24 protein-coding genes and 1 riboswitch are annotated in these 25,217 nt (G+C 43.3%); of the genes, 5 read left to right on the top strand and 19 right to left on the bottom strand.

Features of this window, described 5'->3' with window-relative positions:
* The first annotated feature begins 61 nt into the window (after nt 1-61).
* On the top strand, nt 62-1,174 hold the full coding sequence (locus ACSR9O_RS19590) for an aminopeptidase (protein WP_491724952.1): 1,113 nt from the start codon (nt 62-64) through the stop codon (nt 1,172-1,174).
* A gap of 49 nt (nt 1,175-1,223) precedes the next feature.
* On the opposite strand, the gene murC is transcribed toward ACSR9O_RS19590, so the two are convergent.
* The 6 genes from murC to ACSR9O_RS19560 form a co-directional block, all read right to left on the bottom strand.
* Nucleotides 1,224-2,528, bottom strand: a complete 1,305-nt coding sequence (murC, locus tag ACSR9O_RS19585; RefSeq protein ID WP_101222964.1) for a UDP-N-acetylmuramate--L-alanine ligase — start codon at nt 2,526-2,528, stop codon at nt 1,224-1,226.
* Between the two features lie 285 nt (nt 2,529-2,813).
* Nucleotides 2,814-5,654 carry a DNA translocase FtsK gene (locus ACSR9O_RS19580; RefSeq protein ID WP_491724951.1) on the bottom strand — a complete coding sequence of 947 codons (2,841 nt, stop codon included), beginning with the start codon at nt 5,652-5,654 and terminating at the stop codon, nt 2,814-2,816.
* Between the two features lie 418 nt (nt 5,655-6,072).
* The gene (locus tag ACSR9O_RS19575; protein WP_101223492.1) at nt 6,073-7,260 is read right to left on the bottom strand and encodes an amidohydrolase; all 1,188 of its coding nucleotides are present in this window, start codon (nt 7,258-7,260) and stop codon (nt 6,073-6,075) included.
* Nucleotides 7,261-7,485: 225 nt separating this feature from the next.
* Nucleotides 7,486-7,588: riboswitch (glycine riboswitch) on the bottom strand.
* A gap of 140 nt (nt 7,589-7,728) precedes the next feature.
* Nucleotides 7,729-8,535 (bottom strand): DUF1444 domain-containing protein, encoded by an 807-nt coding sequence (locus tag ACSR9O_RS19570; RefSeq protein WP_101222965.1) that lies wholly within the window; start codon nt 8,533-8,535, stop codon nt 7,729-7,731.
* Nucleotides 8,536-8,585: 50 nt separating this feature from the next.
* Nucleotides 8,586-8,897: a thioredoxin family protein gene (locus tag ACSR9O_RS19565; protein ID WP_101222966.1), complete on the bottom strand. Its 312-nt coding sequence runs from the start codon at nt 8,895-8,897 to the stop codon at nt 8,586-8,588.
* A gap of 109 nt (nt 8,898-9,006) precedes the next feature.
* On the bottom strand, nt 9,007-9,579 hold the full coding sequence (locus ACSR9O_RS19560) for a hypothetical protein (RefSeq protein WP_491724950.1): 573 nt from the start codon (nt 9,577-9,579) through the stop codon (nt 9,007-9,009).
* 57 nt (nt 9,580-9,636) lie between these two features.
* Between ACSR9O_RS19560 and ACSR9O_RS19555 the strand changes: the two genes are divergently transcribed.
* Entirely contained in the window at nt 9,637-10,086 is a 450-nt protein-coding gene (locus ACSR9O_RS19555) for a YtoQ family protein (protein WP_101222968.1), read from the top strand.
* Between the two features lie 133 nt (nt 10,087-10,219).
* Here ACSR9O_RS19555 and ACSR9O_RS19550 read toward each other — a convergent pair whose 3' ends face one another.
* The 3 genes from ACSR9O_RS19550 to ACSR9O_RS19540 form a co-directional block, all read right to left on the bottom strand.
* The gene (locus ACSR9O_RS19550; protein ID WP_491724949.1) at nt 10,220-11,089 is read right to left on the bottom strand and encodes an AraC family transcriptional regulator; all 870 of its coding nucleotides are present in this window, start codon (nt 11,087-11,089) and stop codon (nt 10,220-10,222) included.
* 119 nt (nt 11,090-11,208) lie between these two features.
* On the bottom strand, nt 11,209-11,730 hold the full coding sequence (locus tag ACSR9O_RS19545; protein ID WP_491724948.1) for a DUF84 family protein: 522 nt from the start codon (nt 11,728-11,730) through the stop codon (nt 11,209-11,211).
* Nucleotides 11,731-11,812: 82 nt separating this feature from the next.
* On the bottom strand, nt 11,813-12,886 hold the full coding sequence (locus ACSR9O_RS19540; RefSeq protein WP_491724947.1) for a M42 family metallopeptidase: 1,074 nt from the start codon (nt 12,884-12,886) through the stop codon (nt 11,813-11,815).
* A gap of 177 nt (nt 12,887-13,063) precedes the next feature.
* Between ACSR9O_RS19540 and ACSR9O_RS19535 the strand changes: the two genes are divergently transcribed.
* Nucleotides 13,064-13,381, top strand: a complete 318-nt coding sequence (locus ACSR9O_RS19535; RefSeq protein WP_101222972.1) for a PepSY domain-containing protein — start codon at nt 13,064-13,066, stop codon at nt 13,379-13,381.
* Between the two features lie 42 nt (nt 13,382-13,423).
* Here the strand turns inward: ACSR9O_RS19535 and ACSR9O_RS19530 are convergent, their stop codons facing one another.
* Together ACSR9O_RS19530 and trmB are read right to left on the bottom strand one after the other, a co-directional pair.
* Nucleotides 13,424-14,269 carry a YtnP family quorum-quenching lactonase gene (locus ACSR9O_RS19530; protein ID WP_491724946.1) on the bottom strand — a complete coding sequence of 282 codons (846 nt, stop codon included), beginning with the start codon at nt 14,267-14,269 and terminating at the stop codon, nt 13,424-13,426.
* A gap of 143 nt (nt 14,270-14,412) precedes the next feature.
* Nucleotides 14,413-15,051, bottom strand: coding sequence for a tRNA (guanosine(46)-N7)-methyltransferase TrmB (gene trmB / locus ACSR9O_RS19525; RefSeq protein WP_101222974.1), 639 nt, complete (start codon nt 15,049-15,051; stop codon nt 14,413-14,415).
* A 253-nt stretch (nt 15,052-15,304) separates the two neighbouring features.
* Here trmB and ACSR9O_RS19520 point away from each other — a divergent pair, with 253 nt between their 5' ends.
* Nucleotides 15,305-15,580 carry a YtzH-like family protein gene (locus ACSR9O_RS19520; RefSeq protein ID WP_101222975.1) on the top strand — a complete coding sequence of 92 codons (276 nt, stop codon included), beginning with the start codon at nt 15,305-15,307 and terminating at the stop codon, nt 15,578-15,580.
* On the opposite strand, the gene ACSR9O_RS19515 is transcribed toward ACSR9O_RS19520, so the two are convergent.
* The 4 genes from ACSR9O_RS19515 to thpR all read right to left on the bottom strand — a co-directional run bounded on the left by ACSR9O_RS19515 (nt 15,581) and on the right by thpR (nt 19,177).
* The gene (locus ACSR9O_RS19515) at nt 15,581-16,363 is read right to left on the bottom strand and encodes a phosphotransferase family protein (RefSeq protein WP_063232868.1); all 783 of its coding nucleotides are present in this window, start codon (nt 16,361-16,363) and stop codon (nt 15,581-15,583) included.
* 292 nt (nt 16,364-16,655) lie between these two features.
* Nucleotides 16,656-17,687 (bottom strand): diacylglycerol/lipid kinase family protein, encoded by a 1,032-nt coding sequence (locus ACSR9O_RS19510; protein ID WP_491724945.1) that lies wholly within the window; start codon nt 17,685-17,687, stop codon nt 16,656-16,658.
* Nucleotides 17,599-18,600 (bottom strand): NERD domain-containing protein, encoded by a 1,002-nt coding sequence (locus ACSR9O_RS19505; protein WP_260358340.1) that lies wholly within the window; start codon nt 18,598-18,600, stop codon nt 17,599-17,601. Before ACSR9O_RS19505 ends, ACSR9O_RS19510 begins: the two co-directional genes overlap by 89 nt.
* Before the next feature lie 19 nt (nt 18,601-18,619).
* Nucleotides 18,620-19,177 (bottom strand): RNA 2',3'-cyclic phosphodiesterase, encoded by a 558-nt coding sequence (thpR, locus tag ACSR9O_RS19500; protein ID WP_491725491.1) that lies wholly within the window; start codon nt 19,175-19,177, stop codon nt 18,620-18,622.
* A 121-nt stretch (nt 19,178-19,298) separates the two neighbouring features.
* Between thpR and ACSR9O_RS19495 the strand changes: the two genes are divergently transcribed.
* On the top strand, nt 19,299-19,574 hold the full coding sequence (locus tag ACSR9O_RS19495; RefSeq protein ID WP_491724944.1) for a hypothetical protein: 276 nt from the start codon (nt 19,299-19,301) through the stop codon (nt 19,572-19,574).
* A gap of 61 nt (nt 19,575-19,635) precedes the next feature.
* Here ACSR9O_RS19495 and ACSR9O_RS19490 read toward each other — a convergent pair whose 3' ends face one another.
* The 4 genes from ACSR9O_RS19490 to ACSR9O_RS19475 all read right to left on the bottom strand — a co-directional run bounded on the left by ACSR9O_RS19490 (nt 19,636) and on the right by ACSR9O_RS19475 (nt 25,027).
* Entirely contained in the window at nt 19,636-20,874 is a 1,239-nt protein-coding gene (locus ACSR9O_RS19490) for an Nramp family divalent metal transporter (protein WP_363320589.1), read from the bottom strand.
* 203 nt (nt 20,875-21,077) lie between these two features.
* Nucleotides 21,078-21,932, bottom strand: a complete 855-nt coding sequence (gene dat / locus ACSR9O_RS19485) for a D-amino-acid transaminase (RefSeq protein WP_491724943.1) — start codon at nt 21,930-21,932, stop codon at nt 21,078-21,080.
* A 20-nt stretch (nt 21,933-21,952) separates the two neighbouring features.
* Nucleotides 21,953-23,365, bottom strand: coding sequence for a dipeptidase PepV (gene pepV / locus ACSR9O_RS19480; RefSeq protein WP_491724942.1), 1,413 nt, complete (start codon nt 23,363-23,365; stop codon nt 21,953-21,955).
* A gap of 324 nt (nt 23,366-23,689) precedes the next feature.
* A complete protein-coding gene (locus tag ACSR9O_RS19475) occupies nt 23,690-25,027 on the bottom strand; it encodes an MATE family efflux transporter (RefSeq protein WP_101222982.1) in 1,338 nt (445 codons plus the stop codon).
* Nucleotides 25,028-25,217 lie beyond the last annotated feature (190 nt).

The following is a 25,217-nucleotide window of genomic DNA, read 5'->3' as shown; positions in this document are numbered from 1 at the left end:
TGGCAGGAAATCGGGTATGATAGAAAAGATAAGTCGAATTTAAACAATGGAGGTATTTTTTATGAAAGATCCCAGAATTGAAACATTGTCCAAAAACTTAATCAATTATTCCGTGAAGCTTCAAAAAGGTGAAAAAATCTTGATCGAAAACTTTGGTTTGCAGCGTGAGCTTGTTAACGCACTTGTGAATGAAGCCTATGCAGCAGGTGGTTACCCATTCGTCCTTTTAAAGGATCACCAAGTGGATCGTGCCTTGCTGATGGGTGCCAAAGAAGAACAGTACAAGATGATGGGTGAGTTTGAAGCAAACGTAATGAACCAGATGGATGCCTATATCGGGCTTCGTGCCGGGGATAATATCAATGAACATTCCGATGTCCCTTCAGAGAAGATGGCGATTCATGGACAGACAGTCGGTAAAGTACATAGAAATATCCGCGTGCCAAAAACAAAATGGGTCGTGCTTCGCTACCCGACAAATTCCATGGCCCAATTAGCCAAAATGAGCACAGAAGCATTCGAAGACTTTTATTTCGAAGTCTGCAACCTCGACTATGGCAAAATGAGCGCAGCGATGGACAACCTTGTTGAATTGATGGATAAAACGGATAAGGTCCGCTTAACTGGGCCCGGTACGGACCTAACTTTCTCCATCAAAGACATTAAAGCCATCAAATGTGCGGGTGAGCTGAACATTCCTGACGGTGAAGTATATACGGCTCCGGTTAAAGATTCCATCAATGGAGTTATTTCGTATAATACTCCGTCCCCTTATCAGGGTTTTACTTTTGAAAACGTGAAGTTAACATTCAAGGATGGAAAAATCGTTGAAGCGGTTGCGAATGATACGGAACGCATCAACAAAATTTTTGATACTGATGAAGGCGCACGATATGTCGGTGAATTTGCAATTGGTGTAAATCCTTATATTCTACACCCGATGCAAGATATCCTCTTTGATGAAAAAATTGATGGAAGTTTTCATTTCACTCCCGGACAATGCTATGATGATGCCTTTAACGGAAACCATTCAGACATTCACTGGGACCTGGTCAATATCCAGCGGCCTGAATATGGCGGAGGGGAAATCCATTTTGATGACGTCTTGATACGTAAGGACGGACGCTTCGTTTTACCGGAACTGGAAAATTTAAATCCAGAAAATTTAAAATAACGTAAAATAAAAAAAACGACCGACCCGCTCTAACGGGACGATCGTTTTTTTATTTTACCTGCAGTGAATGCTCATAGGCTGCTTGGAACTTTTGAATGTCCCCTGCACCCATGAATAAAACGACACTGTTTTCATGATTTTGCAATATTGATGTTGTGTTCTCCGTAATCAGCTCGGCTCCGGGAATCTTATCTTGAAGGTCTTCAATCGATAACTTCCCTTGATGTTCACGAGCAGATCCAAAAATTTCACATAAGTATACTTTGTCGGCCAAATTCAAGCTGTCGGCGAATTCATCAAGGAAAGCCTGAGTTCTCGAGAAAGTATGCGGCTGGAATACCGCAACAACTTCACGCTCTGGATATTTCTGACGCGCCGAGTCGACAGTTGCAGAGATCTCGGTCGGATGATGTGCATAATCATCAATGATGATCTGACTTCCGATTTCTTTTTCTGAGAACCGGCGTTTAACTCCGCCAAAAGTCCGCAATTGGGCTTTCACAGCTTCCGTATCCAAGTTTTCATATTTACAAAGTGCAATGACACCAAGTGCATTCAACACATTATGCTTTCCAAAAGTAGGAATAGTGAATGTATCATAGTAATTGTTCCTTACATGCACATCAAAAGTCGTGCCATCCGGAGTGACGGAAACATTTTTCGCTTGAAAATCATTTCCTTCTGCAAATCCGTAAAAAATAACCGGTACTTTCGCCTGAATATGTGGTAAATGTTCATCATCCCCGCACGCAATGATGCCTTTGTTGACTTGAAGGGCCATCGTTTGGAAAGCCTCGAACACGTCTTCGACATTGGCATAATAATCAGGATGATCAAAATCGATATTCGTCATGATTGCATAATCCGGATAATAGGAAAGGAAATGACGGCGATATTCACATGCTTCGAATACGAAGTAATCAGAATTCACGATTCCTTTACCCGTTCCATCCCCAATCAAGAAGGATGTCGGTTTAGCGCCCCCCATCACATGGGCAAGTAAGCCGGTCGTCGATGTTTTACCATGCGCTCCCGTAACCGCCACGCTGATGAAGTTTTTCATGAAATCACCTAGGAAACGGTGATAACGGATGATCGGCAAATCAAGTTCTTTTGCCTTCACGATTTCCGGATGACTATCCGGAAACGCATTTCCTGCAATGATGGTCATTCCAGGTTGAATATTTTCCTCGTTGAAAGGAAGGATTTTAATCCCGGCTTTTTCTAATGCCAATTGTGTAAAAAATTCTTTTTCGTAATCGGAACCCTGCACTTCAATATTCATATCATGCAGTATTTGTGCAAGAGCACTCATACCCGACCCTTTAATTCCCACAAAATGGTAAGCAGTCATAAAGCGAACCTCCACCAATCGTCTACCTGTATGACAGTATATGACGTCATCTTTTATTTGTTTTTTCATTACGAGACTTGTTAGTAACGCAATTTCTTCATAGGTTTTTCAAGCTTATATTTTCAATCATTCATCAACAAAAAACTATTATATCACTTTTTTATTCATTCATCCATGTCAGGCAGATGCCAATTTATCAAATCATTGGCTTTTCCCTTAATTAAAGTGATAAAAAAGGGTTTTCACCCCTTCACATTATATACAATTTCCTTTTATTAGGTTCTCTTAATTAACATGTAAAAATTCCAGTTCTTCTTCCGTAATCAATACATCCCTGGGCCTTGAACCCCTGGATTCGGAAACTACTCCATGTTGCTCCATCATTTCAATTAGGCGCGATGCACGGTTATAACCGACACGGAAGCGCCTTTGGACACTAGAAGCAGATGCAGCCTGCTGGCTCACGACAAATTCACAGGCCTCGAAAAACAGTTCATCCGCTTCTTCCGTGACTTGGGCCCTGTTCAGCAAGTCTTCCTGCTCGAACAGGTATTTTGGCTGCTGCTCCAGTTTAACATGGTTAACGACCTGGTCGATTTCTTCATCACTAACAAAAGTCCCTTGCAGGCGCACCGTTTTTGAAGAGCCGTTTTCAGCGAATAACATATCTCCTCTTCCCAATAATTTTTCTGCACCGCCGCTATCGATGATCGTACGGGAGTCGACTTGTGAAGAAACCGAAAAAGCGATCCTTGTCGGGATATTTGCCTTGATCAATCCAGTTATGACATCGACTGAAGGTCTTTGAGTGGCTACAATCAAATGGATGCCGCAGGCACGGGCCTTTTGGGCAATCCGGCAAATTGCTTCCTCTACATCAGCCGGGGACATCATCATTAGATCCGCAAGCTCATCGATGATCACCAGGATATAAGGCAGCTTGCTTGAATATTGACCGGCTTTTTCCGCTTGGTCATTAAAGCGGGTGATATCACGGACACCGGCATGTACAAACAATTCATAACGCCGTTCCATCTCCTCTACAGCCCACTTCAACGCAGCCGTAGCGGCTTTTACATCGGTTATGACTGGACTGACCAAATGCGGGATCCGGTTATATGGGGCGAGCTCAACCATTTTCGGATCGATCAACAGCAATTTCAACTCCTGCGGTGTCGCTTTATAAAGCAAGCTTACCAGCATGGTGTTGATACAGACACTTTTCCCCGACCCCGTTTGCCCGGCTATCAATCCATGCGGCATCTTTCTCAAATCGGTGATGATTGGCTGACCGGATATATCGAGCCCTAAGGCCACAGCAAGCGGTGATTCATGCTCTTGAAACTCAGTACTTTCCAAAACCTCCCGCAAAAATACCGGTTTGCTTTTCCTGTTCGGAATCTCTATGCCAATTGTATGTTTACCCGGAATAGGCGCTTCCATCCGCATATCTTGAGCAGCAAGGCTTAGTTTGATGTCATCCATCAGGTTCGTCACTTTATTCACCTTCACTCCCGGTTCCGGATGCACCTCGAAACGGGTTACTGCCGGTCCTTGAGTGACATTGACGACCTTTGCACGGACATTGAAATTTTTCAATGTCTCATCAAGTAATAAAGTCTGTTCCTCGAGCCACACATCATCATGCACAGCATAAGTGGGAGGTGTCAGCAATTCGATATTAGGAAACACATAGTATGGATTTTCATTTTCATCCGCTTCGACGGAGCCAAAAACTGCCGGGATTTCGCCCTTACTGCCTTCTGCCGCTTCCTCTGTATATACTGCTTCTTGATACCCGTGTCCAGAAATCGGGGATTCCTGTTCCAAGAGCGGCTTAGGGTTGGAACCGATGTTGGATTCGACTGTATTTTCAGGCACAGCAGCGACGGTTTCGGAACCAACCTTAGCGTCCGAAAAGGTAAGTGATATGGCCGGAGTCTGCTCTTTCGGAATAACTCTGCCTTCCTCCTGTTTCCGTTCAGGAATGGCGGTTGGTTTCGCTTGTCCTGCCTCTGTTTGGGCAGAATCATCCATTGGCCGCTTATCAGGTGATACTACTGCCCTTTCCGAATTAAGGCTTTTTTTTTCCGGCATCATTTTATTCATGAAGTCATTTTTTTTCCGATCTTGCTTAAGCATCATCACATTAAATGGGATATGTTTTTTCGGACGTTTGTGCTGCACTTCAGGTATTGCCTCAGATGGGTCTTCAGGCATTGTCCCTTGACTAACGGATGGTTGATTTGATTGTACAGCAATCTCCCCAGGAACCGATATCGCTTCAGGCGGTGTGTCGTCCGTCTGTTCCATGATGGATACAGCGACTTCGCGTCCAAATTCTACTTCGTCCTGTTCAATAGCCTCTTTTTCCACCGCAGGCTCAATTATGTTGGGCTCGATTACTGCTTGTTCTGGCAGTGTCTCAATGGAATTCCTGCGAAAGAAAGCGGGTATCTCTGAATCTTCCAGTTTTTCTTCCGCTTGTTCCGGTATAAGAACGGATGGTTCTGTCGTCAATTCCTCATGTGACACTTCTTTTGGAATTTCAGGAATCGATGCTGGAATCCCGATATCGGGTTCTTCCTTTTTTAGGACGGGCATTTTGCTTTCTAATTCATATTCGACAATTTCTTCAGAAACGACTGTTTTTTTTTCCGGACGACGGAACCCATAAATGGGTGAAGGGATTTCCGTCGGACGGAATGGAGTATTTGAAGGGACTATTTTTGAGACTTCCTCCCGTTCGAAGTTTCTCCGTTTTGGTTCAGGATCCCTCACAGGCCTTCTTGTTTCTTTGGCCGCGCTCCCCTTTTTGGGTTCATGATCTTCCCTGTTTCTTTCCCTAGGCTTTCTTTTGCTCTGTTCACGATCTGGAATGAGCGGAAACTTGAACTGCCCTTTTGGATATTGAAACAGGATTTTCGTATCAGGGTCTGGCGTCTGCGACATTTTTTCCACTTTTTGATTGTAAACCTTTATTTCTTCTTCCTTTGACTTCGCAAGCTTTGAAAAATCCATTTTCCTTAATGTCTCTTCATCAAGCGGTTCATCTATAATAATCTCTTCAATTTCAATAATTTCCTCTGCTTGGAACCATTTTTTCATCTTATTTAGCCATTTCAAAACTATCACTCTTTCTACATCTGTAGTTATGTAACTAATTCTACCAGTTATTTTAAAAATATCGAGAAAATTTAAGCTAAATTGGGATTAGTATCTATTTTTTTATCGCACTCTTACTAACTTAACGTATTTCGCAGAACTCCTACCCTATTAAACCCCTTCTGGTATGAGTTTAAACCTGCACTTCGTGAAATAACATTAGCCCTTAGTCTACTATTTAAATAAAACACCGCTGTTAAATCGCGTTTACAAAGAGATTAAGTTTTCATGCGGCGCAAGAAGCAGACTGGTCAATTCATTGAAGCATCCTTCACGAAACCTCCGGTGGCATCCTGAAACCCATAAAACACCGTTCGTTAATACCGAACGGTGTTTTGTGGGTTTCCTCACTTTTTTGCAAACAAATATACCAATGGAACTATTCCCATTCATAAAAATCGCATACAACTTGGGCCACTGATTTGGATGCGATCAAAAGGGCATCTTCATCAATGTCGAATTTGGGATGGTGATTGAAATATGCCTTCTCCACCCCTTTTGGTTTACAGCCAATGTAAAAGAAGCAGCCAGGAATCTTTTCTGCATAATACGAAAAATCCTCTGAACCAGAGAAAACCGGAAATTCCATAACCTTTTTAATATCTTTGTCTTTCATGCTTTCCAGGCTATTTTTCACGAATCCAGTCAATTCAGGGTCATTATATAACGGAGGATAATCAGGCACATATGTTAGTTCGCACTGAACATCAAATTCCGTTTCTATCCCTTTAACGATGCGGTGGATTTCCCTATCGATCAGCTGTTGGGTCTCTGCTGTCATATAACGGACATCCCCTTCAATTTCTATACGATCTTTAATGACATTAAAGCTTCCTTTTCCATCGAAGGAGCCGATTGTGACCACGCCCATATCAAAAGGGTTCAAGCGGCGGCTGATCACGGTTTGTACGGCTGTCACGAAATGGGCGCCTGCCACAATGGCATCATTGGCCATATGCGGGGACGAACCATGGCCGCCTACACCCTTAATCGCCAGCTTGAAATAGGTCCGTCCAGCCATCGAATAGCCGCCGTGATACCCGACAACCCCTGCAGGATGGGACGGAAATAAATGGATTCCAAAAACGGCATCAAGTTCATCCAAAAACCCTGATTCCATAATGCTCTTTGCTCCACCTGGGGGTGTTTCTTCTGCATGTTGATGGATTATTTTAATCGTACCGGATAGGGAATCTTTAAGCTCATTGATGCAGTCTGCCAGAACCAATAAATAAGCGGTATGCCCATCATGTCCGCAGGCATGCATGACACCTTCATTTTTTGAACGGAACGGGACATCCGCTTCTTCTGTAATCGGCAACGCATCGAAATCCGCACGGAGACCTATCGTTTTCCCAGGTTTTCCGCCTTCGATCGTTACGATGATCCCTAATCCATTTCCTACATTCGTTTGAATCGACACATCCTTACCCTTATAAAAATCAATGATATATTGTGCCGTTTTTTCTTCTTTGAAGGATAGTTCCGGGTTCTCGTGTAAATGACGGCGGATTTGAACCATTTCCCCTTTACGGGCTTCCAGCATGTTCATTAATTTGCTTTTCACGTTCACGTTTATTCTCCCCCTTATTTCAAGTTGAGCATATTAGTAAGTTCCATGTTCGGTGCATGCCTTCCGATACAAAGTGCCAATTAAAAAAGGGCAGAGAAGGATTGCGTAAACTTACCGCTCCCCTTCTCTGTCCTTTTCACCTGAGAGTTTAGCTCCATTTTTGGTCATGGAGATTTCCCCTTTGGTGGCACACTGCTTCCTGCGCACTCTCCAGAGCTGCGTCCAGCTGCGGTTCCATTTACCTGAGAGATTTGCTCCAAGGGATCTTTTTGGAACTTGCTCCTTCGGTGGCTCAATGCTTGCACTCTCCCACAACATTCATCCGCTTGTTCTTTTTATATTCTCAAAATATTCCAATTATATTATCGCCGATTAAAAAATAAATATCAACTCTGAGTTATAAACTCTATTAAACTTTAAAAGGACCGCTGCCAGATGCTGACACGGTCCTTTTGTGATTCATTATTGTTCAGGCTTTTTGTTTTTACCCATAATGAAGATGGGCTCCAACTCATTTTCTTCGTAAAGGAATGATAGAGCCGTTATCGGAACATGACCGCTGGCAAAGAAGCTCATCGCCATTTGCGCAAGAATATCATAGCCCGTATCATTCTTCACATCGGCAATGATGATGACATCCTGATGGGGAATGGCCACAGCCATGGTTCCCTCGATCTTGTCCTTCATTTCCCGAAGCCATGATTCATTTAAAATCCTGCTGGCATCATATCCATCATTCGTGTTCAAAAAATAAAATGCATTACCTGCAACGATATCCGACTTCATTTCAGTGGTGAGGGAACGGGCATTGAATAGGGCAATTTCACGGATCCTGTCACCCTGCCAATTTTCCCGTTGAATCATCTTTTCATCTATAAGACGGTAGGTTTTCCCTAAATCAAGGGCATAAAAAACCCGGGTTTCAGCCGTATGCTCATCGAATAAAAACGGATTTCCTTCTTCGGATTCCATTGGAAAGGAGGTCGAGCGGATGACTGGGAAAATGAATTTCTCCTTGCCTTCCATACTGTGTTCTTCCCCCATCACATTCAGGGCCTCTTCCACGTAATAGGTAATTTCATCGATGGCCTTTTCCTGTACGTTTTCATAGTTAGCAAGCACAGGAGGCAACTCGATGGTGATCCCCTTCCCGGTCTTCACATTTTCCACCCGTAACGTATCTTGCTTGCTATCGAATTTGAATGAGCGATTCTCATCTTTTAAACGCTCCTTCAAGATATTTTTCAGCTTCGTGCTGTCCATTTTCATGACTGACCCTCCTCTTCATTGAAAAATCCCCAGCGAGAAGGGGAAATTGATTATAGTGATTGAATGAATTCCTCAATTTGTTCTTGCGTTTTGCGATCCTTGCTCACAAATCTGCCTAGCTCCTTGCCATTATCATACGCAATGAAACTTGGTATACCGAATACATCATTAGCCGCACACACATCGATGAATTCATCACGGTCCACATAAATGAATGTAAAGTCAGGAAATTTCGTTTCAATCTCCGGCATTATCGGTTCGATTACACGGCAATCTCCACACCATGTTGCTGAAAAAAGAAAGATATGTTTGCCTTCATTTTTAAATGCATCATATTGCTCTACTGTTTGTAATTTTTCCATTTGTATATTCCTCCTGCTCTAAATGACACCTTATTTTTTATAATCCCATCATACCAGAGTCTCCAGGAATCAACCATTAATACGGATCGGTTGAAAGTCACTGGTCCTCTTATTTCTGGGGCACGGATGAAACGATTTCCATCATTTGTTTTGCATCGGTTTTTAATTGGTCTTTATCCGTTTCGGTTGTCAGCTTCACTCCGCCGATCCCCACTGCAAGCTCATACTTTTCTTTCGGTATCTCTTTAATCGAAATAAAGCCGAATTTATCATCGGTTTGAAAAGAATGCAGTACTTCAAATTGATCCTCTTGTTCCTTTATGGCCAAATATAACACGGAGCTGTCTTCTTTTTCATTCGGATTGACAAATAATATATAAATCTTATCACCTTTTTGTAAAATCAAATTATTATCATGTTCTTCCACAACTTTAAAATCGTTTGGCAGATAGACCTGAATTAGGCCTGCCTCTTGATTGGGCTGTTTTTCATCGTCACGAAAAGCCACTTCAGCAGCCTTCATTGCCTTTTCGGTTTGTCTTTCGATACCTGAGCAGCCCACGATCAAACTGCTTATCAACAGGAAAACAAGAAAATTCTTATTCGATAAAGCCATCGTCATTCCTCCAGCCGTCTCTTTTACTACCATATGGATAATATTATCCTTATTTACGGAATTCATCCATTTTCTAAAAAACATGGTACAATGAAAGCAATTTTATTATCGAGGAGGAAAACAATGAAGTTAATCGTGTATCTTGCTGGGGAGATCCATTCAAATTGGAGAAGCGAGTTGAGAGATAAGGCCGCTGCACTGAAGCTTCCTTTAGAATTCGTCGGCCCGATGGAAAATCATGAACGCTCCGATAATATCGGTGAAGATATCCTCGGGGAACAGCCGAATCCTATCCTGAAGGATGCGGCCGCTTCCCAAATCAATAATTTACGGACAGGTCTTTTGATGAAAAAAGCCGATCTTGTCGTCGCCCTGTTTGGTGAGAAATATAAACAGTGGAATACTGCCATGGACGCAAGCACCGCCGTTTCCCTGGGTAAACCGCTTATTTTGATTCGCCCGGAATCCCATCACCATGCTTTAAAGGAATTATCGGAAAAGGCGAGTGTCACGGTCGAATCCGTGAACCAAGCCATGAAGGTGCTTTCTTATATTTTTGAAGAAGGGCTGTAAATCTCCCTGTCCCTTAACCTTCCAGCTCAAGTATGAAGGATTTTTGTTTACCCAAATAAAAAGCTTGCAGGAGAAAGTTAGATTCCTAACCTCACCTGCAAGCGAAAAACGAATAAATTTTGATGGTTGAACACTATTTCTTTTTAATGGGAATCCAAATTTCGGAGTAATAGTCTGGGTTTGAAGCGTCGTCATTCGTGTATACTTCCAATTCGGGAGTGCCGGCATGTTCATGACCGCTGGAAGGAAACCATTCGGAAAAAATTCGCTTCCAAGCTTGTTGGATGCTATCAGGCATAGGTCCGTGAACTTCAAATACACCCCACTTGGAAGCCGGTATCGTAAGGGTCGAAAACTCTTCAGGCGCTTCCCCGGCATACTCTGCACCTATCCAATAATCCATCGTTTCATTTTTTTCCACAGCCCGCTTATCGATACATACACCAAGCAAGCCATTTATTTGGCCATTGTTCAGCTTCGCTAACCTATCTCCTGTTCCATCCGAATTGACTTTCTCCCACAACTTTGGAATCCCGATCAAATTCTCTTCATTGACCAAGGAAAACTCTTGCTTGATTCCAATCAATTGAAAGGAATCTCTTTCAAGGATATTGTATTTCATCGGTTTTGCCCCTTTCAGAATAACCTGTATCATCAGGCGTTCATAGAATTTCAGCTTCCCCATAAACTTTCGGGCTTCGCTTGGAGATACCCCATGCTGCCTTCGAAAAGCCTTTGAGAATGCCTCGGGGTTGTCATAGCCGTACTTGTAGGCTAAATCAATGACCTTGCCATTTGTGGATGAAATCTCCTGGGCCGCCAAGGTCAGTCTTCGACGCCGGATATATTCACCAATGGAAATATCCGTTAAAATGGTGAATGTCCGTTGAAAATGAAAAGCTGAAGCATTCGCCTGCCTGGAAATGCTCTCGATTGTCAGGTCCTCCAATAAGTGCTCTTCGATATAGTCGATGGCCTTTTGGATTGATTCAACCCACCACATATCCGCTCACCCCTTGTCACTATATTAGCAAAGCCGCTCAATAAAACCCTGTCTTATTCTGCTCTGTTTTGGCAGTGTTCGTTTCCATCATTCGAAGCCCGCCTTTCCATGGCAGTGATTCAAAAATCCTGCTTTTTCATTTTCAGCTTATATTCGTATTGACCGGCTAACATCCTCATGATATGAAGGAACATTTCGCCCCTAGTGATTCGCTCATTTGTAAATACGCCGATCGCTCCTTCCTTTTTGCTAATATTCTCTTGCCTTGTGAAGGCATCCATCACCGGGCCCAACTCTTCACCGTCCAGCAGCCTCCCGGCAACAATTCCCGGTACCGGGATTCTCGCTCCGGCAGCTACAAAGACCTCGCCGTCCCTCGTGGCCATTGCACCCCAATTGCACAGAAACAGGGCTTGTCCCATTTTCACGACACCGCCTTCAAGTCCGATACCCATATCGGCATCACTGTGAATCAAGCAATTCCGGGCACGTGTCATTGCCCCCTCCATCGTTTCCTCGTCTGAAAAAGGCTGTTCCGGGACCCCGCTCTCCACTTGAAGCGAAATGATTTTAGCATCTTCATATACACCAAGCACGGCACTTATTTTCGCCGGATTCTTACTGCCTACTGCTATTTTCAATATAATTACCTTCCTTCTATGTAAAAAAAAGCTGATGGAAAAGGATTCATGACAGCATCCCTTTCCATTTCAGCTTCCTCCATCAACCGTTTTTTATCAAGGTCTCGAATGTCGTTTTATCACAGGAACGAACCAATTTACCAATCAGTTCTCGTGCAGCGGCATAATCATCAATATGAATCATGGATGCATGTGTATGAATATAGCGGGAACAAATGCCAATCACCCCGCTTGGAATGCCTTCGTTTGAAATATGGACTTGCCCTGCATCCGTGCCGCCTTGGGAAACGAAATATTGATACGGAATCTCATTCGACTCTGCCGTATCAAGGATGAATTCCCTCATGCCGCGATGCGTTACCATCGAACGATCGAAAATGCGTAGCAGTGCCCCTTTTCCAAGCTGACCAAATTCACTTTTACTGCCGGACATATCGTTCGCCGGACTTGCATCCAATGCGAAGAAAAGATCCGGTTTGATCATATGAGCTGCAGTTTGAGCGCCCCGTAATCCCACTTCCTCCTGGACAGTTGCCCCGGAATATAAGACATTCGGTAACGTTTCACCTTTTAAATCTTTTAACAATTCAATCGCAAGTCCGCAGCCGTAACGATTATCCCACGCTTTTGCGAGGATTTTCTTCTCATTGGCCATCGGCGTGAATGGACAAATCGGTACAATCTGCTGACCTGGCTTAATACCGATCCTCTTAACATCTTCCTTATCATCCGCCCCGATATCAATCAGCATATTTTTGATATCCATTGGTTTTGAGCGTTGCGACTCATCAAGCAAATGAGGCGGAATCGAACCGATGACACCAATGACAGGACCGTTATCAGTTATGATTTCGACTCTTTGGGCCAAAAGCACTTGACTCCACCAGCCTCCTAGGGTCTGAAAGCGGATCATTCCATTTTCCGTTACGGAGGTAACCATGAATCCCACTTCATCCATGTGCCCGGCAACTAGTACAGTCGGACCATCCTCATTGCCTCTTTTTACGCCAAATATTCCGCCAAGGCGATCTTGGACGATTTCATCGGAATACTTTTCCAGCTCACTTTTCATGAAACTCCGAACTGCATGTTCATTTCCCGAGGCTCCCGGTAATTCCGTCAATGTTTTAAAAAGCTCCAAAGTCTCATGATTCATTTTTCTACCCCTAACCTATGTATTGTTTCTTACTATTTTACAGAACTTAGCATCGTGTTACACTAGAAAGTTCTAATTTATCAGTTAATGGGTAAAATTTCAAATTATTAGTCAAATAAAGCGTTCTTCTGTATACTGGAAGAAGTGATTTTAAAAAATGCAATGGAGGAGAAATCAATGAATTGGAAAACGTTTTTACTGGGTACTGCAGCCGGGTTTGCTGCGGGCTATGCGACAAAACAACTATTGGATCAATCTAGTAAACCTTCTCCCGATAAAGTCTTGGCCCAAGTGAAGGAAACAGTCAAAAAAGATGGAAATATATATGGCTCATGGATCTTGATGAAGCCGGAAAACTATTCAAAAAATGATTTGGACTATGAAGTGTACAAAGGCGGGATCACCAGAAACACAGAGGGTAAACGCGAGCAATTCGAATTTGTTGCAGATGCTTCAACAGGAACGATATTGGAGCTTAATGCGCAAAATGATTGAAACATAAAAGGAGGTCCGTCAAAATGACGTCCTCCTTTTGCTTTACCGCTTCCGCTTCAATTCGTCTATTATCTCCTTACCCGTTCCATCCCATTTGATGGCACAGTATTGTGCATCATGGTAAAAGCTGTACCAAGACCCATTTTCCAGTCCGGATTTCATCCACTTTTCCTTCGCTTCGATGGAAGTCATCGGATAATCATCATATGCGAGGACCCAGAGGACATTCGCATGGGCATGCGTCGGCATAATATCTGCCATGTGAATCAATCTATCCCCGGCATCCTCAATGATGATGATCGCATGGCCATCACTATGTCCCCCAGTATGGATCATTTTAATACCGTCCGTAATTTCCTGCTCACCTTCAAAAGGACGTACAAGAGAAGCGACAGCCTCCCAGTTTTCTGCCCAATATGTACTTTTTGATCGAATATTCGGGTTTTTCATTTCATCCCATTCAGTTTGGGTTGTAATGATTTCTGCACGCTCGAAAACAGGCACCCAAGTATCACCATCACGTTTCGTCAAACCGCAGGCATGGTCGAAATGTAGATGGGTCATTAAAATGTAATCGATATCATTTGGCTGAAGCCCAAGTCTGCCAAGATCTTCGACAAGATTGGATTCCTCCGTCACCCCAAAATTCCGTTTCTGCTTGTCATTCAGCTTTCCATTGCCAATACCGGAATCTATAAGCATGTTCAATCCATTAGCCTGCACCAAAATCGGATCCGTTCTTAGTTCGATTTGGTTATTTTCGTTAACAGGATACTTCTTGGACCAAAGCGGCTTCGGTACAACACCGAACATCGCACCGCCATCCAAGTGAGTCACACCGCCATTCAACCATGTTAATTTAATTTCCCCTATTTGCATCTTTTCCATTATACCCCTCCTCTTCCTATAGTTTAACACCCACTTCCATATATTGAAATTGATAACGATCAAGTCATCCTTGTGATAGAAATACACCCGATAAACAGATAAAAAACCAGATGCTGTGCACCTGGTTTTTTATCTATTTATGATTATTGGAACATTGCTTCCAATCTGTATATCCGGTTGCCTTTACTCGAGAACTTTTCTTCATATTCAGTCATGATATTGCCTTCAAAATTGCTGTTATGCAGATCAAGGCTTACATATTTCAAGAGCATGCCGTATTCGGAAATACTCTTCAAGGAAGATTCGAATAACCCTTGGTTATCCGTCTTGAAGTGGATCTCGCCATTGTCTGGCAGGATGCCTTCATATACTTCGAGGAAGGTCTTATACGTTAACCGACGTTTTGCATGACGTGATTTCGGCCACGGATCAGAGAAGTTCAAGTAGACGCGATCCACGTCACCTTTTGCAAAATAATCCCCCAAGTTCGCTGCGTCAACATTCAACAGCTTTAGATTTGGAACATCCGCTTCAATCAGCAAGTCCAATGCAGCTACAATGACGCTTCCATATACTTCAATTCCAATGAAATTCACATCAGGATGGGCTTTTGCCATTTCTGTGATGAATCGGCCTTTGCCCGTACCCACTTCAATATATAACGGATTATCGTTACCGAAAACTTCATGCCATTTACCTTTATGGCTCACTGGCTGCTGAATTACATATTGTGGAAAATCATTCAAACGGTCTTCAGCCCAAGGTTTATTTCTTAAACGCATGATGACACCCCTATTTATAATATAATCGTTCAAACCATACCACGAGTGGATGGATTCCTGCAAGTTGATTTTTTCAGGAAAAATCCTGCATGCACCGACTTAACAAATAAAAAAACTGCCGGCCATCCAGGCGACAGTCTCTGTAGTTTTCATGTATAAAACTTTCCGCAAAACACACCATAAATAAGTGAAGGGCAGGCAAGAACCACCTGAGAATCCCTTGAATCCATATTTAAGAAAGGAGAGGTATTATATGCCGCTTTCCCATGAACATCAAATGTCACTATTGAAAGATATATTGACCAATCATCAATCAGACTGCTGCGGATCCGTTTCTGAATGTGAACAGGTTGAAAGGCTCGTCAAATCCTTAATGATCAATATGGATATAGACAGCAATGTAAAAACGGTACTGACGGAGATTTACGAATACAGCCAGACTGGCATCGGTACCGCCGATTTAGATGCACATATTTCAACCCACCAGAACGACTTGTCCCAGTGGGTGGATGATATAGATCAATTCTGATCAGCCAACCATCAATAATGCTTCCAGTTTTTGCAGTAATTCATTTCTTTCCTCGTACCGCTTTCTGCGATGATGCCATTGGATGGAAAGCACAAGTTGTGAAACCGTGTGCCATTTCATCCTCATCTCCAGGCCTGCGTCTAGCTTCTTGCCGTATCGGGCAAGCCATTGATTCCATTCTTCCCTTGGGACATATGAATACAGGAGTATGCCGAGGTCAATGGCTGGATCGCCAATGACCGCTCCGTCCCAATCAATCAGGAACAATCCGTCGGTTTCGGTCATGAGCCAATTATTATGGTTCACATCACAATGACAGACGACTTTTTCGTCGCATTCAATCAACAGGAGATTATTTTGTAAAAAATGGATGGCCTGCTTGATTATCGGAATATCCGTAACATCCGAAGATAACCCGGTTTCTATGTCTGTAAGTATACTTTCAGGTCGTAAAGGGGATTTCCCAAGCCTTTTGAGCATGCTTAACAAAGGATCGGATTGATGAATTTTTTGAAGCAGCTTTGCGACTCTTATATTGTTCATTTCCTGCTGAGATAGCTCCCTGCCTTCCATCCAATGCTGGGCCGTAATTACATCCCCGTTTTCCAGGCGTTTTGTCCACATTAACTTTGGAACAATGCCCTCAGCTGAAAGAACAGCTAAAAATGGCGATGAATTTCGTTTAAGGAAGAGCTTCTGCCCCTCTTTCTCGGCAATAAAGGCTTCTCCCGTAGCTCCTCCAGCAGGGGATATATCCCACTCCTGACCTAATAAATGTTCCAACTGGTTCACCTTCGATTTCCTCGCTTAATCATACAAATGTGGGTACGTTCACCTAGTGTATGTATTACCACTACTTTGAGTCCATGTTTTATAAAAAATCCGCCTGCTGGCGAAGCTGCATATATACTTGCATCGGGATGATACCCGCAATTAAAAACATCCTCATTTTAGAGAAATAAAAAAATAGCTATTGAGCAATTAAACAATAGCCATAAATTAAATTTTAGTTGAAAAACGGTTTCTTCGTCAAGTACTATAAAACGATTATACGCATAAAACAAAAACAAATAAATCATTTCATATTTTTGTATCGGTTATCACCCTTGAACATGACGCGCAATTTCTCTTTCAGAACCACTGCAGCTACTTCGTTCCTACCAACAATTTCCCCGTCAGACTGGATTTTTACTGAACCTTGATTCTTCATTTTTATCATTTTACCAGAAAAAGAATCAACATTTTTAATGTTGAGGTGACCGCCCCATAAAACGGTGATGAAAACGGTTAATAATTTCAACATAGTAATATCATGGACTGCAATCACGTTCAACCTGCCATCATCCACCTTCGACAATGGTGAAATTTTCATTCCACCTCCAAAGTAGGGCTGGTTCGCAATAACGATGAACCATACCTTTTTCAAAAGATGCCGTTTTCCATCAATGATCAATTCCATGCAGCTGGGCTTGTAAGAAAATAACATTTTTATAAAAATCAACAGATAAATTAATTTACCCGCTCTGACAAAATTAAACCATTTTTTCAGGGGGGCACGGTTTGCTTCATCGGAAATTTCAGCATCAATGCCCATTCCCAGGCTGTTCACAAAATAACCCACCTTGCCATTCGTCTCGAACTGTCCAATATCAATGGTATTAAAGGCATTATCCTGAAATAAGGAAAGGGCTTCTTCCATATTCTCAGTTTTTTGAATGCCCCTTACATAATCATTGCCGGACCCAGCCGCAAGGGAGCCGATGATTGCGTGAGGGAAACCAATGGCGCCATTTATCATTTCATTAATCGTGCCATCTCCCCCAACAGCAATCACCCGGGTATCCTGATTAGTCCCTGATAGTATTTCCTTCGTCAATCTTAGCGCATGCCCCTTTTCCCGTGTGAAAAACACCTCATGGGGAACAGCTTTTGATTTCAGTATTTCCTCGGCTTTTTTCCAAATCTTTAAACTCGCTTCATTTCCAGCCACTGGATTGACAATGAAATACACCGTTTCATTAAGGTGCGGCATATTCATTTCCTTCTGGTTGGTTATATTCGGCTTCCCATTCCGGTCGCAGGCTTGATGTAGTTTGGCAATATTCAAGCAATGCCTGCGCCCCTTTTAACTGCTGTGCCTTAAGAGGAGACGATATTGCCCGCATCCTTTCAAACCATTCCGGGAAGGTCCGTTTATCCAATACCGTAATATCATAAGGGGCTTCGGGATAATCGACATATCCATTCCGGGATAAAATCACCTTTTTTATCGGCATGTTCACTTCATATAGCTCAAATAACTGGGAGACGATGTTCGTCATCCGATTTGCGCCCAACAAAGGATTAAGCACTTTTTTATCTGGATGCTTATGATGCCTGCGGACCCAGAACCGATCACTCGAACCGATGAATGCAGCGTCTTCTTCCGCTTCCAGAAAAGTGATGCACCAAGCATCAACAGGGGTCAATAAAATGACTTCGACTTCAACAGGCGCATTTTTCAATAGAAAGATAGGTTTATATAATACGAGAAACGTATCCGGAAAACGCTGCAGAAAAAAGCGGAGCCTCTCATCCAAAATGAATGATTGGTCCACAAATGACTTTTCATGAAGCGTCGAACTACCCCACTTCATTTGAAAGCGGAGTAATTGATTTAAATAATTTTGCTTTAATTCATCCAGACTGGCCGGACGGAACGGAAATCTTAATGAAAAAACATTAGCATCTTCATTCTGTGCCGGTATTGGCAGTTCTTCTGCTTCTGTCTCCTGTTTACCTGCCCGGTGGAAGATGCCTTTAACCTTTTTCAACAGGCCCTTCGACTCTTCCTGAGGCGGATCGAATTTGACTTGTGTTTCAGAAAGCTCGCTATACAACCGATCTAGCTCGCCCGCATTATAAGCAGCCTTCAATTTATCCCATTGCTGTTTTTTCAAACGTGCAAATTGCGTTGGATAACGATAAATATCCTGCTCATACCGGGAAATATAATCCTGCATCTTTATGAGCTGTGCCATTTGACCACCACCCATCTCTCTATTTTTGAAGGTTTATCGTGAAAACCTTCTCGTATGAAGGGGAAGCTCCAAGATGTGTTTGATATAACGCAACCTGATCTGCTTCAAAATGCTTATCCTTCAAATTCGCTATCTGGCGGACGCTCTCCAACGAAAAGGGACTTTCACCCTCGAATTTTCTTGCCAGCGTTATATGAGGCTTAAAAGGCTTTTTATCAAGTTCAAAACCCGCTTCGATACAAGAATTATAGACTTTCCTTTGGATGGCAAATAGCCTATCTTGCTGCTTGACGCCTGCCCAAAGGATCCTTGGACTGTCACTCCTGCCAAAACCGCCGATATCGCCGAGTTCCAAGCCGAATGAAGCCTCATTGGAAAGCTCGCTTTCCACACGCCCCATAGCATCCTCTTTCAATGTATCGGGAGCATTTCCCAAAAATGCCATCGTAATATGATAATCGGCTGGATGCAGCCATTTCTTAAATGGAAATTCTGGCTTCATTTGTTCCGTAACAGCATTTAAAGAAGCCTTAATATCATCAGGCAATACTAAAGCAAAGAAAAAATGAGTATTCATGGTCACGTTCATTCCTTCCTATTTTCCCTTTAATTTTACCATAATTCCCATTGCATATACCTTTTCTTGGGCTTCCTAATAAATATTCCCTCCATCAGGAATATTCCAAATCTTACTTACTATGAAAGCGGTCCAGGAGGGATTTTTTCGGGCTGGGTCGGATTATAGCCGAGTTGGGTCGGATTATCCGCGAGCTGGGTCGGATTATCTCCGCGCTAGGTCGGATTATACCCGAGCTGGGTCGGATTATACCCGAGTTGGGTCGGATTATCCGCGCACAAGGTCGAATGATCACCCCGCTAGGTTGGATTATCCGCGCACAAGGTCGAATGATCAACCCGCTGGGCCGGATTATCCGCGCACAAGGTCGAATGATCAACCCGCTGGGCCGGATTAACGAAACACACAGCAAAAATCCAAACAAAAAAGGACCAAAGATTGGTCCTTCCCTGCTTCTTTTAACTGAAAACTGTTTCGTAAAGCAGGAACAAGTTCAGTCCAATGATAAGGACAGCTATAAGCCAAGCTACGCTCGAGGTGATTTTATGGTTGACCAGGCTGCCCATGATTTTTTTATTGCTTGTAAACAAGATCAAGGGCACTAGGGCAAACGCGATGCCAAACGAGAGTACAACTTGGCTCATCACAAGTGCTTTGGATGGATTCACTCCCCATAATATTATGAGCAGGGGCGGAACGGTTGTAATGATCCTTCTCAAATAAATGGGTATATGTCTTTTAATGAATCCCTGCATGACTACATCACCGGTCATTACACCAACGGATGAGCTGGATAAGCCGGCAAATAAAAGTCCTATTCCAAAAAACATCGCGACTGATGGTCCAAGCATGGCCCCGAACTGTTGGTAGGCAACATCCAAGTCCTCAACCAGTGCTCCATTCTTATGAAATAGGGCAGCTGAAACGATGACCATGGCGGCATTGATCGCACCTGCAATCAACATGGCGATGACAATGTCAATGAGCTCAAAACGATAAATCCTTTTTCTTTCCAAATCGTTTACTCCGACTATTCTTCTTTGCGTCAAAGATGAATGAAGGTATATCGCATGGGGCATAACGGTGGCTCCAAGCATACCGGCTGAAAGTAAAATACTGTCCACTCCCTCAAACTTTGGAGTGAAGAGTCCTAAAACAACGGCTGATGTATCAGGTTTTGCATAAAAAACTTGAGCACCAAATGCTATCACAACTACAAATATCATGACAGTGATCAGAGCTTCGAATGTACGATAACCCCTGCGCTGGATTTCCAAAATGGCAAAGGAACCAATCGCTGCAATTATTGCCGATGTGATAAGCGGTAAGTCAAATAGCAAATAAATCCCTAGTGCAGCTCCTATGAATTCAGCCAGGTCGGTTGCCATTATAACGGCTTCGGCCTGAATCCATAAGAAGAAAGATGTTTTTTTCGAAAATTTTTCCCTGCATAACTCTGGAAGGTTCTTTCCAGTGGCTATTCCCAATTTAGCTGATAGTGATTGTATTAGCACAGCCATTAAATTGGATGCGAAGATAACCCATAATAGCGTATAGCCATATTTTGATCCGGCTGTAATATTGGTCGCATAATTCCCTGGATCAATATAGGCCACAGCTGCTATAAAGGCAGGCCCTAGATAGGGAAGAAGTTTTTTTATTCCTCTCGAAGAAGATTGATGCAACGCATCGGACATATCTATGTCAACTCCTTTTTATACGCAACTTAAATTGTTGCGACAGGTAAACTTTTTAGGTTATTAGCAAGTATATTCCTGGTTCTTGAAAATGTCAAAAAGGGAGGATTGCATATGGAGTAATTAACTCGGAGATGTCTATCTCGCTTCCGACTACACATAAAAAAACCCCTTTGCCAATAGTGGCAAAGGGGCTTTTTTTTCTAGTTAACGGAACCGCATTGCTTTTCGATTTCCTCGGAAAACAGTTTCTGCAGTCTTCGGGTAATCGGACCGGGTTCCCCGGCTGCAATCGATTGGCCATCGATGTTTATAATTGGTGTCACTTCGACGCTAGTGCTTGTATAAAGGACTTCGTCGGCTGCCATCATGTCTTCGACCGTGAAGGCTTCTTCGACATAGGGAATCCCATGATCCGCGCAAAGCTTCAGCATCACCTGACGGGTAATTCCATTCAGGATCAAGTTTGTGGCCGGATGCGTTTTAAGTTGCCCATCCACCACGATTGATACATTTGACGAACTACCCTCCGTCACCGTACCATCACGATGCTGGATCGCTTCATCACAGCCTGCTTCGATCGCTTGCTGTTTAGCCATTATATTACCAAGTAGATTTAAACTCTTGATATTACAGCGCAGCCAGCGTATATCGTCGGTGGTAACAGCATTGACCCCTGGCTTCATTTTGCCTGTATAAGGCATTTCCTTTGTATAGGCGACAAAGACCGGTTCCACCTCTGCAGTTGGAAAAGAGTGTGTACGCGCAGATACTCCTCTTGTCAGCTGCATATAGACGATACCGTCCTTCAGTTGATTTTCAGCGATCAGCTTTTTCATGCGGGTTTTGATTTCCGCTATGGTTAAGGGAACCTTCATCTGTATCAACTTCGCACTGTCGATCAGACGGTTCAAATGCATGTCCCCTGTAAATAATTCACCATTATAAACCCGGATGACTTCATAGACGCCATCACCGAATTGATATCCCCGGTCTTCAATATCTACCTTTACTTCGGACCTGCTTTTAAGGTCGCCGTTAAAAATGATTTTTCCCATGTCTTCTCCCTCTTTACCTCTTATTTAGCCAATTCATGAATGGCACGTGCATAAATGGACGTAGCCTTAAGCATATCCTCAATATCAATATATTCATCTTTCTGATGCGCAATGTCTTCGCTGCCTGGGAAAAGTGGGCCAAATGCAACGCCTTCTTTCAATGAACGGGCATATGTGCCGCCGCCAATCGAAAGAAGCTCGGCTTTATCACCTGTCTCCGCTTCATACACTTCCTGCAAGGTCTTGATCAAGAAGCTTTCACTGTCCACATAATGTGGAGTTGAATGCGAATTAGTCTTCACTTTCAAATTATATGCCGCAAGCCTTTCTTCCAGCGCCGCCTTTTGCTGTTCCCACTCAAACGTGACCGGATAACGCATGCTGAAACCGATCGAGCTGTCGCCTTGTTTAGAATAATTGAAAACGCCGGCATTGATCGTCAATTCTCCTGTTTGCTCATCCGAATAAGCCACACCTAAATTATTTCCGCGGGAATCTTCGAACAAACGATCCTTGATGAAAGTGAAGTAAGCTTTCGCATGCGGATCAAGAGTGAGATCAGCTAAAAATACGGCTAAATGTAGACCTGCATTTCTTCCGTTGTTCGGTTCCATCGCGTGTGCCGAGACACCATTCATTTCAAGCAGCACTTGATTTTTTTGCGGAACGGCTTGCCCCTCCAATGAGTACTTTTGCAAATAATCCTGATAGTTTGCCGCCACTTCAGCAGTGTTGTCCGTTTCCACAATAGCCGTCGCAAAATCCGGTACCATATTCGTCCTTCGACCTGAAGAAAACTCGATGACATTCACGTCTGAGTTCGTGCCATTTCCTGCATCGGCAGGATGGATAACCGAGAAATCCCAGATTCCTTTTTCCGCACTGATGATCGGGAAATCAGCATCTGGTGCGAAGCCTATCGAGGGCATTTCCTCCACTTCAAAGTACCGGTCAACGCAGCGCCAATTCGATTCTTCATCGGTTCCAATGATCATCCTCACACGTTTGTTCAAAGGTTCTCCTAGCTCCCGGACCAGCTTCATCGCATGATAGGCAGCCATCGTCGGCCCTTTATCATCGATTGCACCGCGAGCATATATGCGGCCATTGCGGATTTCAGCGCCGAACGGCTCCGAACTCCAGCCATCTCCCTCAGGTACCACGTCGACATGGCATAATATCCCGATTAACTCCTCGCCTTCACCCATTTCAATATGACCAGCAACATTATCGACATTTTTCACAGTGAAACCGTCTTTTTCGCCTAATTGAAGCATGAATTCAAGAGCTTCCTTCACCCCTTTACCGAATGGGGCCTCCTCTGTAGGATTTTCCTCATCCAGTACACTTTTTATTTTCAATAAGTTTTGAGTATCCAGTAATAAGTCCATTTTCCGTTTTTCAACTTCTTCTCGCCAATTCAATTCACTCAAAATACGACAACTCCTCTTTTATATATATTTTTCATTTTATCACTTTTACTACCACATTCGCCAAGCGTTGCTACCTATTCTTCGTATTCCCGTATTATTGCTACCGTCAAACTACCGATAAAAGCCCTTACATAAATAAAAAACACCCCGTTGATTTCCTCTCCAGGCACTTGCTTTCCACGGGCGTTCCGGGAGCCTCCTCGGCGCTATACGCCTCCGGGGTCTCCCTTGGACGCGCTTTTCCCGCAAGAGTCTCGCACACCTGTTCCTTCAACAAAAATTTAGATAGACTTCCTTTTGTCTACAAAAAAACACCCTCTTTTATTAAAAAGAGGATGATTTCATTAAACTATCGGCATCCATAAGCTTTGTAACTTTTCGGTTTAGCCTTGGGATATATAATGCTAAAAACAAAGAACGTCCTAAACTGAAAGCCAGGAATGCAAGCCATAATCCATGATTGCCATGATTGCTGACTGCTGCGAATTGGACTATTAGAAAAGCCATTAGTGCAAGGAGCATCGAGTTCCTTACTGGAACGGCTTCAGTCGCTCCGGTGAACACTCCATAAAAAATGAGTCCGATAAAGGCAGTGAACGGGAATAGAACTATCCAAAGTCCATATTCATGGGCCAATTCGATGACGCCGGGAATATCCGTGAAAAGGAGAATGACCTCATCGCTGAATAGATAGTAAGATGCGGCAAGTATGAACGAAGCATACAAGCCCCACCGTGCCGATAGTGAGAGTGTTTTTTTATAAAGGTTTATATCCCTCGAACCAATCGCCTTCCCGACCAGAAGACTCGATGCATTCGCGAAGCCATCAAAGCAATAGGCCATCAGGTAATGGATTTGAATGAGTACGGCGTTTGCCGCCAGTGTCTCTGTCCCGAAAGTGGCTCCCTTGGCCGTAAAAAGATTGAAAACCGTGATCAGGCAAATGGTCCTGATGAATAAATCCCTGTTGACCACCATCATTTTTTTCAGGGAAGCCCGATCGAACCCCTCCCGGAATGAAAATGAATCCGGTACGTTGACCGCTTTCCGGATCACCCACAAGCCCAGGAAAAACGCGGCAATCTCTGATATCAATGAAGCGGCAGCAACCCCTGATACAGACCATGAAAAGCCATTTACAAAAACGAGGCATAAGACTATATTCATCACGTTCATGAAAACTTGAATGAACAAAGATGTTTTTATCCTGGATTTCCCGATTAACCAGCCTAAGATGACATAATTCAATAGCGCAAAAGGTGCCCCCCATATCCGGATGCCGAAATAGTCTGCGGCAAAGGCGGAAACGTCCGATTCCGGACCGATTGCGCCTAACGAAACATTCAAAATGGGCTTCTGGATCACGATAAAAAGCAGACCGATGATCGCTGCTATGAAAAATGGCCGAACCAAGGCCATCAGGCTTTGCTTTTCATCCCTTGCCCCCTCCGCTTGTGCAGCGAAGGCAGATGTACTGACCCGAAGAAAACCAAAAAGCCAATACATCGTATTAAAAATAATGGTTCCGACAGCCACCCCGCCAATATAGGCGGGATCGCTCAACTTTCCAACCACAGCCGTATCGACCGCACCGAGCAAGGGCGTACTCATCGTCGAAATCGTAAGCGGGATGGCCAAGGAAAGATACATTCTGTTATTCATAAAATGATGACCTCCAATGTACAGAAAAGTTCTGAAAAGTTAGAATTGGAATGACGTTATAAAAATTTGTATCCAAAGTACAAAAAGTTTGCAGTATTCCATTTTAATCACTAGAATTGAACATATGGTGCTCCCCAACATGCATACGATGCCTCTACAAGATTACTTGTTAATCGGTTCAAATAGAACG

It is taken from the genome of Peribacillus sp. B65 (assembly GCF_058513295.1).
Note: the sequence above shows the minus strand (reverse complement) of the source record. Positions and strands in the feature narration are given on the sequence as shown.